Below are 14,145 nucleotides of genomic sequence, written 5' to 3'. Positions count from 1 at the left end.
GAATGGCTGGCAGCGAACGGGACCAGGTGGCCGGCACGCCGCACGTGGTCGTCGTCGGAGGGGGGATCGCGGGCCTCTCGGCGGCGTTCCATCTGCGGAACGAGCCGGTGCGGGTCACGGTCCTGGAGGGCTCGGACCGGTTCGGCGGCAAGCTGAAGGTCTCCGAGGTGGCGGGCGTCGCCGTCGACGAGGGTGCGGAGTCGCTGTACGCCAACCGGCGCAGGACCACCGGTCTGATCAAGGATGCCGGGCTCGGCGAGCGGATCAGGCCGGCCGGGGTGACCGCCTCCGCGATCTGGTCCAGGGGTGTGATCCGTAACCAGCCGGACCGTCAGTTCATGGGCGTGCCCTGTGACATGGAGGACCTGGCCCGGTCCGGTGTCCTGTCCGAGGAGGGCGTCGAGCGCGCCCGGCAGGACCTGTTCCTGCCCTCCTTCGGCCGGGACGCGGACGTGTCGGTCGCCGACTACGTCGGGGGCCGCTTCGGCAAGGAGGCCGTGGACCGCCTCGTCGAGCCTTTTCTCGCGGGGGTGTTCTCCGGCCGCGCCGAGGACCTGTCCTTCGAGGCGACGCTGGCGCCGCTGGCGAAGGCCTCCCTGCGCCAGGCCTCCCTCGCGGAGGCGGCGGGCGCCCTGGTGCCGGTCCTCGCCCCGGGCGAGAAGCCGCCGCCGGTGAGTGTGGCGACCCTCCAGGGCGGTTTCGGCTCGCTGCCCGAGGCCGTGGTGCGGGAGACGCTCGCCGCGGCCCCCGGCACCGTTTTCCGTACCGGTGCCCCGGTCCGCGAGCTGGCGCGCTGCGCCGGCGGCTGGCGGATCACGGTCGGCCCGGCCGGGTCGCCGGAGCTGATCGAGGCCGATGCGGTCGTCATCGCCACCCCGGCGGGGCCGGCGGGCGGCCTGCTCTGCGGCGTCCCGGGGCTCGGCGCGGCCGTCGCCGCCCTGGACGAGGTGCGGTACGCGGGCGTGGTCGTGGTCACGCTCGCGTACCCGAAGTCGGCCTTCCCCGGCGGCGGGCTCTCGGGCCGCGGCTACTCGGGGTACCGGGTGCCGGCGGTGGAGGGGAAGCTGGTCAAGGAGGTCACCTTCACCACGGTGAAGTGGCCGCATCTGGCCGGCGAGGTGGAGATCGTCCGCTGTTTCCTGGGCCGTTTCGGCGAGGACCGGGTGCTGGAGCGGGACGACGCCTCGCTCGTCGCGGCGGCCGCGGCGGAGCTCGCCGGGGCGACCGGTGTGAGAGGTGTGCCCGTCGAGTCCCGGGTGAGCCGTTGGCAGGACGCCCTGCCGCAGTACACCGTGGGCCACCTGGACCGGGTGGACCGTATCCGGGAGTCCGTGGCGACCCAGCCGGGTCTCGCGGTGTGCGGCGCGCTGTACGACGGCGTGGGTGTGGGTGTCTGCATGGCCACCGCGCGCAAGGCTGTCGGCGAGGTGCTGTCCTGGCTGGCGAAGAAGGGCGACCAGGCGCGGCCGGTCGCGGCAGCCGTCTGAGGAGGTCCGCCCGGAACGGGGTTCTCGTTCCGGGCTTCTTCATGTCCCAGGAAGCCGGTACGCATGACTGGGTGGCCGTACCCCGAGGGGTACGGCCACCCAGTCATGCCTACGGTCGGGCGTCAGCGGTCCAGGACGGCGGCGAACACCTCCGTCAGTGCCTGCTCCGCGTCCTGGGCGCCGTCCGTGGCGCGCCATGCCACGTGCTGGTCGGGGCGGATCAGGAGTGCGCCGGCCTCGCCGGTCCCGCGCACGGCCGCCCAGCCGCCGTCCACGTCCTCGTACGCGCAGCCCGCGCCGATCCGGACGGTGGTGATGGGCACCGAGAACTTCTCGGCCGCCCGCGCCGCCGCCCGGGTCCACGCGTCGCCCCGGGCTCCGGTGATCAGCGTGAAGCGGCCGGTGCCGGTGAGGTCGAGAGTGGAGAGGCGCTCACCGTCCTTGGCGAGCCAGGCGTGGGGCAGCCGGTGGCCGGGGCGGGAGGTGGGCGTGTGCTCGTTGCGCATCGGGACGCGGGCCGGCGGCTCGCTGCCGTCGGGGACGAGCGCGCCCGTCTCATAGCCGAAGCCGACCTCCATGTCGAGTGACTGGCAGCCGCCGCGGTGGGTGTGGAAGATCTCCAGGGCGCGTGCCCGGGTGGTCTCGCCGAGCCAGGAGGGGTCGAAGTACGCCTCCAGCCGCCGGCCGCGGCGGCCCGCCGGGATGTTGTGGCCGGCGCCGATGGCGTCGATGACCGCCTGGTGGTGCTGGGCGGCGGCGCCAGCCCAGTCGACGTTCTGGCGGCCGATGGGCCGGCGCTCGGCCTCGTAGGTGTCGAGGAAGCTCTCCGGCGCCCGGCCGCTGAGGACGGCCGCCAGCTTCCAGGCGAGGTTGTGCGCGTCCTGGATGCCGGTGTTGAGGCCGAGGCCGACGGCCGGCGGCTGCTTGTGGGCGGCGTCGCCGGCGATGAGGACCCGGCCCACGCGGTAGCGGTCGGCGAGGACCGCGTCCACGATCCAGTCGGTGACCTTGTGCACGGTGATGTCCAGGTCCGGGATGCGGAGCAGTTCGCGGATGCGCGGGATGACGGTCTCGGCGTTCCAGCGTCCGGGCGGGCCCGGGGCGAAGTGGAGGCCCCACTGCTCGCACTTCTTGCCCCAGGTCGGTCCCATCTCGATGAGGTTGCTGGAGAGGTCGGGGTCCTCCGGGCTGAGGAAGTGGGTGATGAGTGTGCCTTCCTGCCACCATTCGGACAGGTCGGCGGAGAAGTACGCGGTGGTGGTGTTGACCAGTCCGGGCGGGCCCTCCATGCGGATGCCGCTCTTCGGGCCGACGAACTTCCCGCCGTCGGCGCCGATGAGGTACTTGGCCCTGACCGTGGTGGTCTCGCCGGTCTCGGCGTTCCGCAGCTCGGCACGGACGTGGTCGCCCTCGTCGGAGAAGGTGGTGACCTCGTGGCCGAAGAGGACGCGGCCCGGGTTGCGCTCCTCCGCGTGGCGCTTGAGGATCGGCTCGAGCCACATCTGCGGCAGCTTGGCCGGCAGGACCGGGCCGACCGCCGCGTACGCCGGTGTCAGCTCACCGCCGCCGAACGCGTCCATCTCGTGGATGAGGCGCCGGTCCATCGGGCCGTCGCCCGCGAGCGTGGTCATCCAGCGCACCTTGCCGAACAGCTCCAGCGGCGCGGCCTCGGCGAGGATGTCGTCCGCTATCCCGTGCTGACGGAAGATCTCCATCGTGCGCTGGTTGAGATAGTGGGCCTTGGGAATCCTCGACGTGTCCGAGTGGCGCTCCACCAGCAGATGGTCGACGCCCTGGTCGGAGAGGAGGACGGAGGCGGAGAGACCGCATCCGCCACCGCCGACGATCAGGACCGGAACCTCGATTGCTTCCATGTTCGCCCTTCCAGGAATGACGGATGCCTTGCCCGCGCAGCCTGGCAAGGCGCTCTGCAGCTCCGGTCAAGAACGGCTGGACTCCGTCTCCGCCCGGCCGGCCGGGGGTGGCCCGGCCGGCCGGGGGCGGTGTCGTCGGGGCGCGGGAGGTGCCGCGGCCGGGCCGTGTCTCAGCCGAGCCAGGTGCCGTCGCGCATCAGGCCGCGGCCGGCCAGTTCGTTCGCCTCGCGCCAGGCCTGCACGCGCTGCGGGCGGATGCGGAAGTACTGGTAGGGCTGGTCCTGTTCGCGCGGGTCGAAGCCGGTCTTCGCCGCGAAGGCGTCGCCCGTCCCGTGGCCGAGTTCCTCGGTGCCGACCGGCTCCGCGACGCCGTTGACGATGACGACGTCGCGGGTCGGGCCGATGCCGATCCGCACCCGGCCGTCGGCGAACAGGTTGCGCCCGGTGACCGAGTCGCGCGGGGTCGAGACGAGGATCGCGGAGCCGTCCCACAGGAACGAGAGCGGGATGAGGTGGACCCCGGCGCCGTCGGCGCCCGTCGTCGACAGCCACAGGTCGACGTCGTTCTCCAGGCGTGTACGGGTGTCCTTGAGCCGCTCGTCCAGGGTCCGGGGCGGTGCCGCGTCCGTCATGGTTCCTCCATCGCTGTCAGGGAGCCTCCCCGGTCGGGGAGTTGTCTCCTGGTGCTGTCCGGCCGGTACGGGGCACGGTGGCCCTCACGGCCGCCAGCGCCCTCACGGCCTCGCGCACACCGATCATGTCGTGTGCTCGGTGCGTCACGAAGCGCACGTGTCCGTTCGGGAGCGGCAGGACGCGCACGCCGTGCAGGGCGAGGCGTGCCGCGCAGGTGTCCGGGGCGAGTCCGGGGACGCGTGCCATCACCATGTTCGTCGGGCACGCCGGACCGAGCACCTCGACACCGGGTACGGCCCGGAGTCCGGCGGCGAGCGCGGCGGCCGTGGCGTGGTCGGCGGCCAGCTCCGGCAGCCGTCCGAGGGCGATGAGCGCGGGCGCCGCGACCACTCCGGTCTGGTGCAGGGAGCCGCCGAGCCCGGTGCGCAGCGTGCGGGCGCGGGCGACGTAGGTGCGGCTGCCGCCGAGGAGTGCGCCGATGGGTGCGCCGAGGGCCTTGGAGACCGAGAAGGTGACGCTGTCGGCGGGTGCGACGAGTGTCGCGGGCGGGACGCCGAGGGCGACGGCGGCGTGGGCGAGGCGGGCCCCGTCGAGGTGGAAGTGGGCGCCGTACCGGTGGGCGAGGCGGGCGACCGTGCGGGTCGCGGCCTCGTCCAGGGCGTTGCCGGAGCGCATCATGCTCGTGTTCTCCAGGCAGACCACGGTGGGGTGGCCGGCTCCGGCGGCGAGCAGTTCTTCCAGGTGGCCGGGGTTCAGGAGTCCGTCGGCGTCCTGCTGGGCCAGGACGGGGTCCAGGCCGCCGAACCGCCGCAGCCCGTCGGCCTCCAGGAATCCCATGTGGCTGTCGGCCCCGACGATCAGCCGGGGCCCGGCCGGGCCGGGGAAGGCCGCGAGGGGTGCCAGGAGGTTGGCCATGGTGCCGGTGGGCACGAACAGTGCGGCTTCGGTGCCCAGGAGTTGGGCGGTGCGGGCTTCGAGCGCGGCGGCCGTGGGGTCGTCGCCGTAGACGTCGTCGCCGACCTCGGCCAGAGCGCTCGCCGCGCGCATCCGTTCGTCCGGGACGGTGCGGGTGTCGCTGCGGAAGTCGAGCCGGGGGTCGGGTACGGGCTCGGGGGCGATGGCCGTCACGGCTACCGGCCCGGCCGGTGGGCGACGCGGACGGTGTGCGGTGCGGTGCGGTCGGCGCCGTGCGCGCCGGTGTGGGCGGTGTGTGTGGTCTCCTGCCCGGTGGCGGGGCCGGGCCGGGCCCGGCCCTGTTCGGGGGGTGCGTCCGGGATCTTCGTCATCCCAGCACTTCCGCGTGGCCGGCCAGGCGTAGTTCCGTGTCGAGAGCGGCGGCCAGGGCGAGGACGGGGTCGCGGCCCATGCCGGTGCCGGCGCTGCCCAGGAGGCGGAGCTCGTAGCCGTCGGGGTGCTGCCAGAGGGCGTCGCAGGCGCCGTACGCGGCGCTGAGGTGGGCGAGGTGGAGCGGGCGTCCGTCGGTGAGGGTGTGGAGTTCGTCCGCGGCCGGGTGCTTGTCGCGCTTCGGGGGGAACTCCAGACGTCCGCCGCCGGTCTTCTGGACGGTGAGGCGCAGTTCGTCTCCGGTCGGTGTGGTGTAGACGACGTCCAGTTCGCGGGCGGTGTCGCCGTCGCCGAAGGTGGCGGCGCTGTTCGCGCGGAAGGAGCCGACCGTGGCGGGGACGCCCTGTGCGGTGAGGAAGGCGGTGACCCGGTCCGAGGGGATCCAGTCGCCCTCGTGCTTCTTGCCGCGCCGGTGGAAGTGGTAGGGGCCGGTGGGTACCGTGACCATGTCGGCCGGGTGCCGGGCCCAGTAGCTCAGCTCCGAGAACGGTGTGGCGAGGACGCGTGGCACCGCTTCGGGCACGGCGGGGCGCAGTCCGGCGTAGAGGGCGATCAGCTCGTGGTCGGTGAACTCTCCTTCGAGTACGGAGAGTTCGACGGTGGTGCCGGCGAGGCGGGCGCTGCCGGCCCGGTGGGCCTTGTAGTCGGTGCCGAGCCAGGCCACCCGGCCGTCGCCGATCTCGTGGGGCCGGGTGGCGCTGCCCCACAGGCAGGGGTGGTCGGCGGCGGGGAACGCCCAGTCGTACAGGAACTGCTTGAGGCGCAGTCGTCGTCCGCCGCCGGAGATCTCGGTGCGGTATCCGGCGGGGTTGGCGTCGCTCCAGGGGCTGCGGCCCTGGGCCTCGACGCGTCCGGGGGGTGCCTCGCGGCGGAGTGTTCCGACGGAGGTGTCGCAGTCCCGGGGCAGGGCGGTGGGCCGCCACAGCACGAAGGGGCACCATTCCTGGGCCCGTTCCTCCTCGATGGCCGGGGGGACCGGGTCAAGGCCGGACGCGCTCGCCAGGACCTGCGGGCGCCAGCGCGGGAGGGAACTGCTCACCATCACTCCTCGGTCGGGTTCTGAACTGCGCGATGTGGTTGAGCCAGGCGGAGGTGGAGGCCAGGAACATCCATTCGCCGGCCCCGAGTCCGGCGCGGAGTCCGGCCGGGACGGGGGGCAGTGCGAAGGGGGTTCCCAGGTCGTCGGCGAGTTCGGTCAGCCGGCGGACGTAGCCCGGGTCGGCGGGGCTGGGGAAGCCCTGCTTGCGGCGGTGCCGCACGGATTGGGGAAGGAGGTCGCCGAGGGCGGTCTTCAGGAGGCCTTTGTGGGTGCCGGGCCGGTGGGTGTCCTTCAGGTGTTCGGGGCAGCGGAAGGCGAGTTCGGTGAGGGTGACGTCCTGGAAGACGGGCCGGTCCTCCAGGGTGTGGGTGGCCGAGGTGGCGTCGACCATGTCGTTGACGTACACGAGGAAGCGCCGCATGAGGTGGTGGCGGCCGCGTTTGAGGGGGGACGCCGTTCTGATGGCCCGGTACTCGTCCATCGTGCGGGTCCAGATCCGGTCGGTGACCTCGTTCATGTCGACGTCGAGTTCGTGGGCCATCCAGCTGACGAGCTGGGCCCAGAGGGGCCGTTCGTCGGCGTGCAGCCGGTGGGTGAGGTAGTGCCGGCCGTGGATGTAGGTGGGGGCGAGCGGGTCGACGATGGGGAAGTAGTGGCCGTCCTGGTAGCCCCAGAGCTCGTCGGCGCCGTGTCCGGAGTAGACGACCACGTTCCCGTCGGCGGCGATCGTGCCGTACAGGTGGTGCATGGCGAGTTCGGCGCCGTGCAGCAGTGGGCGCATCAGCCGGGTGGGCAGGAGCGGGACGAGTCCGGCGGCCGTGTTCTGGTCGAGGTCGCAGACGGTCAGCGGGACGCCGAGGCGGGCGGCGGCCTCGGTGGCGTGGGTGACGTCGTCGCCGGAGCCGCCGATGCCGTCCTGGTAGCGGAGTACGTAGGTGTCGAGCGGGGTGCCTCGCGCGGTGAGTGCGGCGACGATCGCGGTGCTGTCGACGCCGCCGCTGAGGACGGCCGCGCGTGGTACGTCGGAGACGGAGCGCTGCTCGATCGCCCGGTCGAAGGCGGCCCTGATCTCGTCGGCCTCGATGGGCTCGTCGGTGCAGGCCGGCTTCCAGTAGCGGTGGGTGCGCAGTTGCGGCCGGTCGATGACCAGGTATTCGGCGGGCTGGAGCGACCGGACTCCGCGCAGCCAGGTGTGGTCGTCGGCCGCGTCCATGCGGATCCAGGAGCGCAGTACGAATTCCTCGGGTTCCACCTCGGCCTGGATGAGGCCGGTGCGGAGCAGGACGCCCTGCTCGGAGGCGAAGATCAGGCCGCCGTCGGCGTGGGCGTAGAAGAGCGGCTTGACGCCGAAGTGGTCGCGGGCGAGGACGACCCGGCCGGTGGTGGTGTCGTGCCAGGCGAGTGCGAACATGCCGTCGAGGGGCCGCAGTGCCGGGCCGGGTTCGTCCTCGCGGCAGATCTGCTGGAGGACGAACTCGGTGTCGCAGGTGGTGCGGCGGGGCCAGAGCGGTGGGGCCGGCGAACGCGATCCGTACACCTCGCCGTTGTGGACGAGGACGATCCGTCCGGTGGGGTCGGTCATGGGCTGGTCGCCCGCGTGGGAGCGGTCGCGGACCGCGAGGCGGGTGGCGCACAGCATGACGGTGCCGCACTCGGAGACGTAGGGGGCGCGGGAGTCCTGGCCGCGGTGGGCCATCGCTTCGGTCATGGTGCGGCCGAGGGCGGCGAGCCGGGCGGTGTCGCGTCGGCCGTCGAGGCTGATGAAGCCGGCTATACCGCACACGTGCCGGCCGTCCTTTCGGACCAGAGGTGTTGCAGGCCGGCGAGGGCGTCGGTGTAGACGTGCTCGATGCCGTGGTGGCCGCCCTCGTGCTCTGCGTAGTGGTGGGGGACGCCGTGGGCGTCGAGGGCGGCGTGCAGGGCGCGGGCGCCCCAGTGCATGCCGTACTCGTCGCGCTCGCCGACGCCGAGGTGGAGGTGGTCCAGGCGGGTGAGTGCCTCGGCGTGCTCGTCCAGCATGCGTACGGGGTCGTGGGTGAGCCAGCGCTGCCACACCTCGTCGCGGAAGGCGCCGGTCTCCGGGTCGCAGGGCAGTGCGTCGGACGGGCTGGTGCGGGGGTCCTCGGCGTAGCACATGCCCAGGGTGATGATGCTCATGGCGACCATGAACGGTACGTCGATGGGGCCGGTGGCGCGGCGGGCGAGGAGTGCGTCCATGCCGCCGGCGGCCCGGACGGTGTCGAGGGTGCGTGGCAGGAGCGGCAGGTGGCTGTGCTCGAAGCCGGCGTCGGGCGAGCAGGCGATGACCGAGCCGAAGAGGTCGCAGGTCATGCCGGCGATCAGCGCGCCGTAGCCGCCGCTGGACTTGCCGCCGATCGCGCGCCAGCGTGGTGCGGGCCGGGTGGTGAAGCGCCGGTCGACGGCGGCGACGATCTCGGCGAGGTAGCCGGCGTAGCGGCCGCAGGGGGCGGAGTCGATGTACTGGGAGCCGCCGTAGGCGGTGGTGCCGTCGGGGACGACGATCAGGGCGGGCGGGACCCGGCCGTCGGCCATGGCTGAGCGGAACCGGTCGGCGACGGTGCTGCCGAAGGCGAGGGCCTTGCCGGAGAGGCTGGGGTGGGCGCCGAAGCCGGGCAGCCAGTAGATGACGGGGAAGGGGCGGACGCCGTCGTACCCGGGTGGGAGGTGTACTTCGACCCGGCGTGTGTGGGGGTCGCCCAGCGGGTTGTCGCGCAGGCAGGTGCTCTCGTGGTCGAAGACCACGGTCTTGGCGGAGTCGCTCACGGCCGGGTCGCCTCCCGGAGCTGCCGCTGGACGTGGCGGGTGTAGTAGGAGGGGTGGTGGAAGACGGCGGAGAGCAGGACGCCGTCGCTCGCCCACAGGCCGAAGGAGCTGCCGAAGAGGAGGTCGGCGCCGAGCATGGCCTCCAGGGTGCTGGCGGCCGTCTCGGTCCAGCCTTCGGCGCCGGTGACGTGGGAGCGTGCGGGGCCCGCGCCGAGCTTCGTCACCCGGTCGGTGACCGGGTCGAGGAGGTAGGAGGTCTCGTCGCCGGTGTCCTCGTAGAGGGAGACGATGTGCCGTCCGGCGCCGTCGTCGAGCGCCCGGTACCAGTAGTCGGTGGCGACGAGCAGGCCGAGGAGTTCGCGGAGCATCTGCTCGGCGGGCCGGCTCTGCCGGCCGTAGCGGTCCAGGGAGGCGTCGAAGGGCGGGACCGGTGTCTTCGGGTCGAGCCGGACGGCGGCGTAGATCTCGTCGAAGTCGTATGCGTGGGGGGCGACCGGCCCGTCGACGAGGGTGGTCTTGCCTCCGCCGGTCTCCAGGACCTGGCCGGGGCCCCACAGCAGGCCGGCCCGGCCTCGCTCGGTGAGGCGTGCGAGGGCCTCGGCCGGGGTGAACGGGAACATCGTGCGGTTGCACCAGTCGTAGTCGCGGTCGGTGTCGCCGCTGACGCGCCAGCCGAAGGAGGACGGCACGGTCAGGGCGGCCGGCAGGGAGTCGACGTACCGGTCGAAGTTGGCGACGGCGCGGGCGCGGACGCCCTGCGGGTCGGTGAGCGGGCGGCGCTCGGTGAGGACGCCGGGTGGCGAGATGCTGTGTGTGGGGACGAGCACGAGGTCGAGGTGCGGTGCGTCCTCGCGCTGGAAGGCCTCAGTGGTCGCCTCGTGCAGGAGTGCGTCGCCGCACACCATGACGGCGGCGTCCTCGGTCTCGACGAGCACGCTCATCTCGGGGAAGGGGACGGCGGAGGGGAAGGTCCGCAGGGTTGCCCCGCCGAGGGTGACGGTGTCTCCGGGTGTCACCGGGTGCAGCCGCTCGAAGCCGAAACGGCGCAGTGTCCAGGAGATCGCCTGGTGGCCGAGGCCGGAGCCGGTCAGCGTCGGCGGCACGGGGCCGGCCGGGTAGAGGCAGGTGACGCCGGTGCTCTGGCGGGGGCTGTCGTCGAAGTCGACGTCGGCGCCGTCCGCGAGGAGGCCGAGGGAGGGGAAGTGGTGGTGGTCGAAGTGGTGGTGGCTCAGGACCACGTAGTCGACGCCCTCGTCGAGGACCTTGCGGACGAGGCCGTCCTCCAGGGGCGGGTGGTGCTCCCAGAAGCGGTCGAGGCGCTGGGTCAGCCACGGGTCGAAGAGGATCCGTTCCTGGCCCGTCTCGACGAGGACTGCGGCGTGGCCGAGGGAGGTGAGGCGCATCAGCCGGCCGCCTCGTACACGCAGCGGAAGCCGATCTCCATGTGCCGGTCGGTGATGAGGTCCTTGCCGCGGTAGAAGGTGGTGAGACAGGCCGGCGGGGAGGTGAACGTGCCGCCGCGCAGTACGTGGAAGGCGTCCTTGCGGTTCATGAAGTCCAGCGGGTGGCGGCCTTTGAAGAAGGGGTCCATGTCCTGGCCGGTGTAGAAGTTGGTGCGGGTGAGTTCCCAGACGTTGCCGGACATCTGGAGGGCGCCGTAGGGGCTGGCTCCCTCGGGCAGTGCGTCGGCGGCGAGTACGGGGTGGGCCGGGTTCTCGCCCTGCTCGATGGTGACGAGGAGTGCTTCGAGGGAGTCCAGGTCGGCGACGGGCCGGCCGAAGGACCGCGCCACGTCGTTGACGCGTTGGGGGTCCCAGTCATCGCCCCAGGGGAAGCGGCGGCCGTCGGTGCCTCGGGCGGCCTTCTCCCACTGGACCTCGCTGGGCAGTCTGCCGCCGGCCCAGGCGGCGAAGGCGTATGCGTCGTACCAGTCGATGCCGACGACGGGTGTGTCCGGGGCGTTGAAGCGCGGGTCGTGCCAGTGGGCGGGGCGGTGCGAGCGCTCCAGCGGCTGGTCGGGGTGGTCGAACTCGCCTGATTCGCCGGTCTTTTGGAGGAACTCGCGGTAGCGGGCGTTGGTGACGGTGGTCCGGTCGATGAGGAACGCGGGTACGTCGACGGCGCGCAGGGTGGTGTCGTCCTGGGCCATGCGGAAGGCGTCGGGCTGCTCGTCGGCGCCGATGATCGCGGGGCCGGCCGGGACGAGGACGACGTCCTCGTGGCGGCGGACGCGTTGGCGGGCGGCGGCGATCCGGGACCGCATCTCGGAGAAGTACTCGTCCTCCAGGCGGCGCAGTTCGGCGGGGTCCTTGGTGCCGAATACGGCGATGAGGGCGCGTTTGGTGAGGGCGGCGCCGCAGCCGACGGGCTTACGGGCCCAGTCGGGGCGGGTGAAGTTGCTGGGCCAGCCGGAGATCCGGATGAGGTCGGGGACGGCGGCGGCGATGCGGTGCTCGGTGATGGCCTTGAGGGCGGTGAACGCGACCCAGTCGACGGTGTCGTGGGTGGCGGCGGCGACGGCGGCGCCGGCGGCCTCGTCGCCCGTGTGGTGCGTGGCCAGGAGCCGGACGGCGCCGGCGCGGACGGGCCACTCGGGGTGGGAGACGGCGATGCTCGTCAGGAGCGGGATGCCGCCGGCGGTGCGGCCCTTCTCGCCGGCCAGTGCGATGACGCGCTCGACCGACGCCCAGTAGCGGTCGTCGGTGGAGTCGTCGATCACCGTCATGTCGGCGGGAATGTCGATGACCTGTGAAACGCGATTTCCTACCATGTCAACCTCTCTCGGACGACGTGCCGCCCGTACGGAAGCGGGTTCCGTACGGGCGGCGCGTACGCGCCGCGCGTGGGTGATTCGCCGGGTCAGCGAATTACCACTTGCTGGTCTCCTGCTGGGCGTCGCGGGTCTCGATGAAGTCACGGTCGCTCATGGGTCACTCCTTCTTCTGGGGAATGCATGGGGCGGTCGCCCTCATGGCCGAGGAGCTTACGGATCCGCCGGAACGGGCGGCAACGGCCAAGGAGAGTCCGTGGTTGAACATGAACGGCGCTCGAATCGTCCGGGTAGGTTCGCGGCCATTCGAAGCGGAGGAAAGGGGAGGAAGAATGGTGGAAACCTATTCCCGCGGGATGCGGGAGAACGGGTTCGTACGGCTGCCCGGGCTGGCCGGCGGCGCGGAGCTGGCCGGGCTGCGTCGTGCGGCGGCGCGTCTGGAGGAGCTGGCCCGCGACCGTACGGCCTCGGGCGGGGACTTCGTCCTGGAGGCACCGGGCATCGGCGGCTGGGCGGCCTGGCAGCAGGGGTCCGGTGCGCTGCCCGGCGTGCTGCGGTCGGCGGGCCGCGTCCATGTGCACGAGCCGGCGTTCGGCGCCGTGCAGCGGGCGCTGGGTCTGGCGGAGGGTCCTGTGCGGGCGGCCTCGGGCGCGACGGGCACGCTGGTCAACTCGTTCCTGTGGGCGAAGCCGCCGGTGGTGGGCTCGGCGAAGCCCTGGCACCAGGACATGGCGTTCGCACCGCCCGGGTTCGCCGCCGGGCAGGACGGCATCGTGACGGTCTGGGTCGCCCTGGAGCCGGCCACCCGGCGCAACGGCTGTCTGGAGTTCATCCCGGGCTCGCACGTCCTGGGGCTGTTCCCGCACACCGGGGACCGGGAGCGGCTGCCGGGCGAGGCGCCGCTGCGGGGTCCGGTGGAGCCGCACGTGGCGGACGGGCACCTGCCGCGTACGGCCGGTCCGGTCGCGGTGCCGCTGGAGGCGGGGTCGGCCGTGATGTTCGACGGCATGGTGCTGCACCGCTCGGCGCCCAACACCACGGTATCGCAGCCGCGTACGGCGGTCAGTTTCGTGTACCGGGTGCCGTGTCCGGCGTGGACGCGGATGGAGCCGGCCGCCGCCCCGGTGTGACGTTCGTCTGCGGCGGGGCGGCGGTCGAACGTTCCTCAGGCGGCGGTCGGGGCCCCGTCGAGGGCGTAGAACCCGGTGCCGTCGAGGTGCCGGATGGTGTTGAGGTCGCGCTGCACGACCTCGTCGAGTTCGTGCAGCAGCGTCACGATGACCGGGTAGGTGAGGTCGTCGACGGTCCGCCGGATCCTCTGGCCGGGCTGGACCAGGGCCGTCAGGGTGTGCAGGCCCTCCAGGCGCTCGATCTCCTCGATCCCCTCGTAGCCGCGGAGCACGCCTTCGACGGGCGAGACCATGCCGTAGATGGCGGCGTAGCGGCGGATCTCGTAGGGGGTGCCGGCTCTCTCGTGGAAGCGTTCGGGCCGCAGGAAGGCGTCGGCGGTCCATTCCAGTTGGGACTCGCCGATGCCGAGGCCCGCGGCGGCGGGGATGCCGCCGCCCGCGATCCGGGCGCCGACCTCGACCAGGCAGGGCCCGGCCGGGGTCATCCGGATCTCCAGGTGGGCGGGGCCGTGCCGGATGCCGAGGGCATCGAGAACGCGGAAGGCGTAGTCGGTGAGGGGTTGGACGACCCGGCTGGCGGAGTCGATGAGCGAGAGCGCGTCGCAGAGGTCGAGGACTCCGTTGCGGCTGGCGCGGCCGGTGCGCCAGACGTCGCACACGTGGTGGCGGCCGTCGCGGCTGACGGTGTTGACCATGTACTCGGTGCCGGCGAGGTACTCCTGGGCGAGCGCCCCGTTGTTGGGCCGGTCGAAGACGTCGTCGGCGTCGGCGAGGGCGCGGAAGGCGGCGGCCGACTCCTGGGGGGTGTCGCAGAAGGTGACGCCCTGGCCGCCGGCGCTGCGCGGGGGTTTGACGACGACCCGGCCGCCGAGGTCGCGGTGCCAGGCGGCGAGTTCCCGGGCGTCGGTGGCGAACAGCTGGCGGGCGGCGCGCAGTCCGGCGCCGCGGACCGTCTCGGCCATGAGGTGCTTGTCGCGGCGGGCGGCGCTGAGGGCGGTGCCGTTGCCGGGCAGTCCGAGGCGGTCGGCGAGCAGGTCGGCGAGTTCGACGCCGATCTCGCCGCCGGAGACGACGGCGACCGGTG

General features: G+C 72.9%; 12 protein-coding genes. 2 read left to right on the top strand and 10 right to left on the bottom strand.

All coding sequences use genetic code 11. The features are described 5' to 3' along the window. Positions 1-2: 2 nt before the first annotated feature. Entirely contained in the window at positions 3-1,487 is a 1,485-nt protein-coding gene (gene hemG, locus ACIQM0_RS34260) for a protoporphyrinogen oxidase (RefSeq protein ID WP_401294360.1), read from the top strand. A 122-nt stretch (positions 1,488-1,609) separates the two neighbouring features. Here the strand turns inward: hemG and ACIQM0_RS34255 are convergent, their stop codons facing one another. The 9 genes from ACIQM0_RS34255 to ACIQM0_RS34215 all read right to left on the bottom strand — a co-directional run bounded on the left by ACIQM0_RS34255 (position 1,610) and on the right by ACIQM0_RS34215 (position 11,886). Continuing rightward, on the bottom strand, positions 1,610-3,361 hold the full coding sequence (locus tag ACIQM0_RS34255) for an FAD-dependent monooxygenase (protein ID WP_401294358.1): 1,752 nt from the start codon (positions 3,359-3,361) through the stop codon (positions 1,610-1,612). Between the two features lie 170 nt (positions 3,362-3,531). After that, positions 3,532-3,993, bottom strand: coding sequence for a pyridoxamine 5'-phosphate oxidase family protein (locus tag ACIQM0_RS34250; protein ID WP_401294356.1), 462 nt, complete (start codon positions 3,991-3,993; stop codon positions 3,532-3,534). 16 nt (positions 3,994-4,009) lie between these two features. Continuing rightward, entirely contained in the window at positions 4,010-5,122 is a 1,113-nt protein-coding gene (locus ACIQM0_RS34245) for a threonine aldolase family protein (RefSeq protein ID WP_401294354.1), read from the bottom strand. Positions 5,123-5,124: 2 nt separating this feature from the next. Further along, the gene (locus ACIQM0_RS34240; protein ID WP_401294352.1) at positions 5,125-5,280 is read right to left on the bottom strand and encodes a hypothetical protein; all 156 of its coding nucleotides are present in this window, start codon (positions 5,278-5,280) and stop codon (positions 5,125-5,127) included. Next, positions 5,277-6,377 (bottom strand): hypothetical protein, encoded by a 1,101-nt coding sequence (locus ACIQM0_RS34235; RefSeq protein ID WP_401294350.1) that lies wholly within the window; start codon positions 6,375-6,377, stop codon positions 5,277-5,279. Before ACIQM0_RS34235 ends, ACIQM0_RS34240 begins: the two co-directional genes overlap by 4 nt. Then, positions 6,319-8,160: an asparagine synthetase B family protein gene (locus tag ACIQM0_RS34230; protein ID WP_401294348.1), complete on the bottom strand. Its 1,842-nt coding sequence runs from the start codon at positions 8,158-8,160 to the stop codon at positions 6,319-6,321. The genes ACIQM0_RS34235 and ACIQM0_RS34230 overlap by 59 nt, the downstream gene beginning before the upstream one ends. Further along, positions 8,148-9,161, bottom strand: a complete 1,014-nt coding sequence (locus ACIQM0_RS34225; RefSeq protein ID WP_401294346.1) for an alpha/beta hydrolase — start codon at positions 9,159-9,161, stop codon at positions 8,148-8,150. The genes ACIQM0_RS34230 and ACIQM0_RS34225 overlap by 13 nt, the downstream gene beginning before the upstream one ends. Then, a complete protein-coding gene (locus tag ACIQM0_RS34220) occupies positions 9,158-10,564 on the bottom strand; it encodes an MBL fold metallo-hydrolase (RefSeq protein ID WP_401294344.1) in 1,407 nt (468 codons plus the stop codon). The genes ACIQM0_RS34225 and ACIQM0_RS34220 overlap by 4 nt, the downstream gene beginning before the upstream one ends. After that, on the bottom strand, positions 10,564-11,886 hold the full coding sequence (locus ACIQM0_RS34215) for a formylglycine-generating enzyme family protein (protein ID WP_401294342.1): 1,323 nt from the start codon (positions 11,884-11,886) through the stop codon (positions 10,564-10,566). The genes ACIQM0_RS34220 and ACIQM0_RS34215 overlap by 1 nt, the downstream gene beginning before the upstream one ends. Positions 11,887-12,263: 377 nt before the next feature. Here ACIQM0_RS34215 and ACIQM0_RS34210 point away from each other — a divergent pair, with 377 nt between their 5' ends. After that, complete coding sequence (locus ACIQM0_RS34210; protein WP_401294340.1) at positions 12,264-13,061, top strand: phytanoyl-CoA dioxygenase family protein; 798 nt, start codon at positions 12,264-12,266, stop codon at positions 13,059-13,061. A 35-nt stretch (positions 13,062-13,096) separates the two neighbouring features. Here ACIQM0_RS34210 and ACIQM0_RS34205 read toward each other — a convergent pair. After that, the coding region (locus tag ACIQM0_RS34205) for an ATP-grasp domain-containing protein (protein ID WP_401294338.1) at positions 13,097-14,145 on the bottom strand (1,049 nt) is incomplete at its 5' end.

Origin of the sequence: Streptomyces sp. NPDC091387, assembly GCF_044756945.1 — a bacterium.
Taxonomy (GTDB): domain Bacteria; phylum Actinomycetota; class Actinomycetes; order Streptomycetales; family Streptomycetaceae; genus Streptomyces.
Note: the sequence above shows the minus strand (reverse complement) of the source record. Positions and strands in the feature narration are given on the sequence as shown.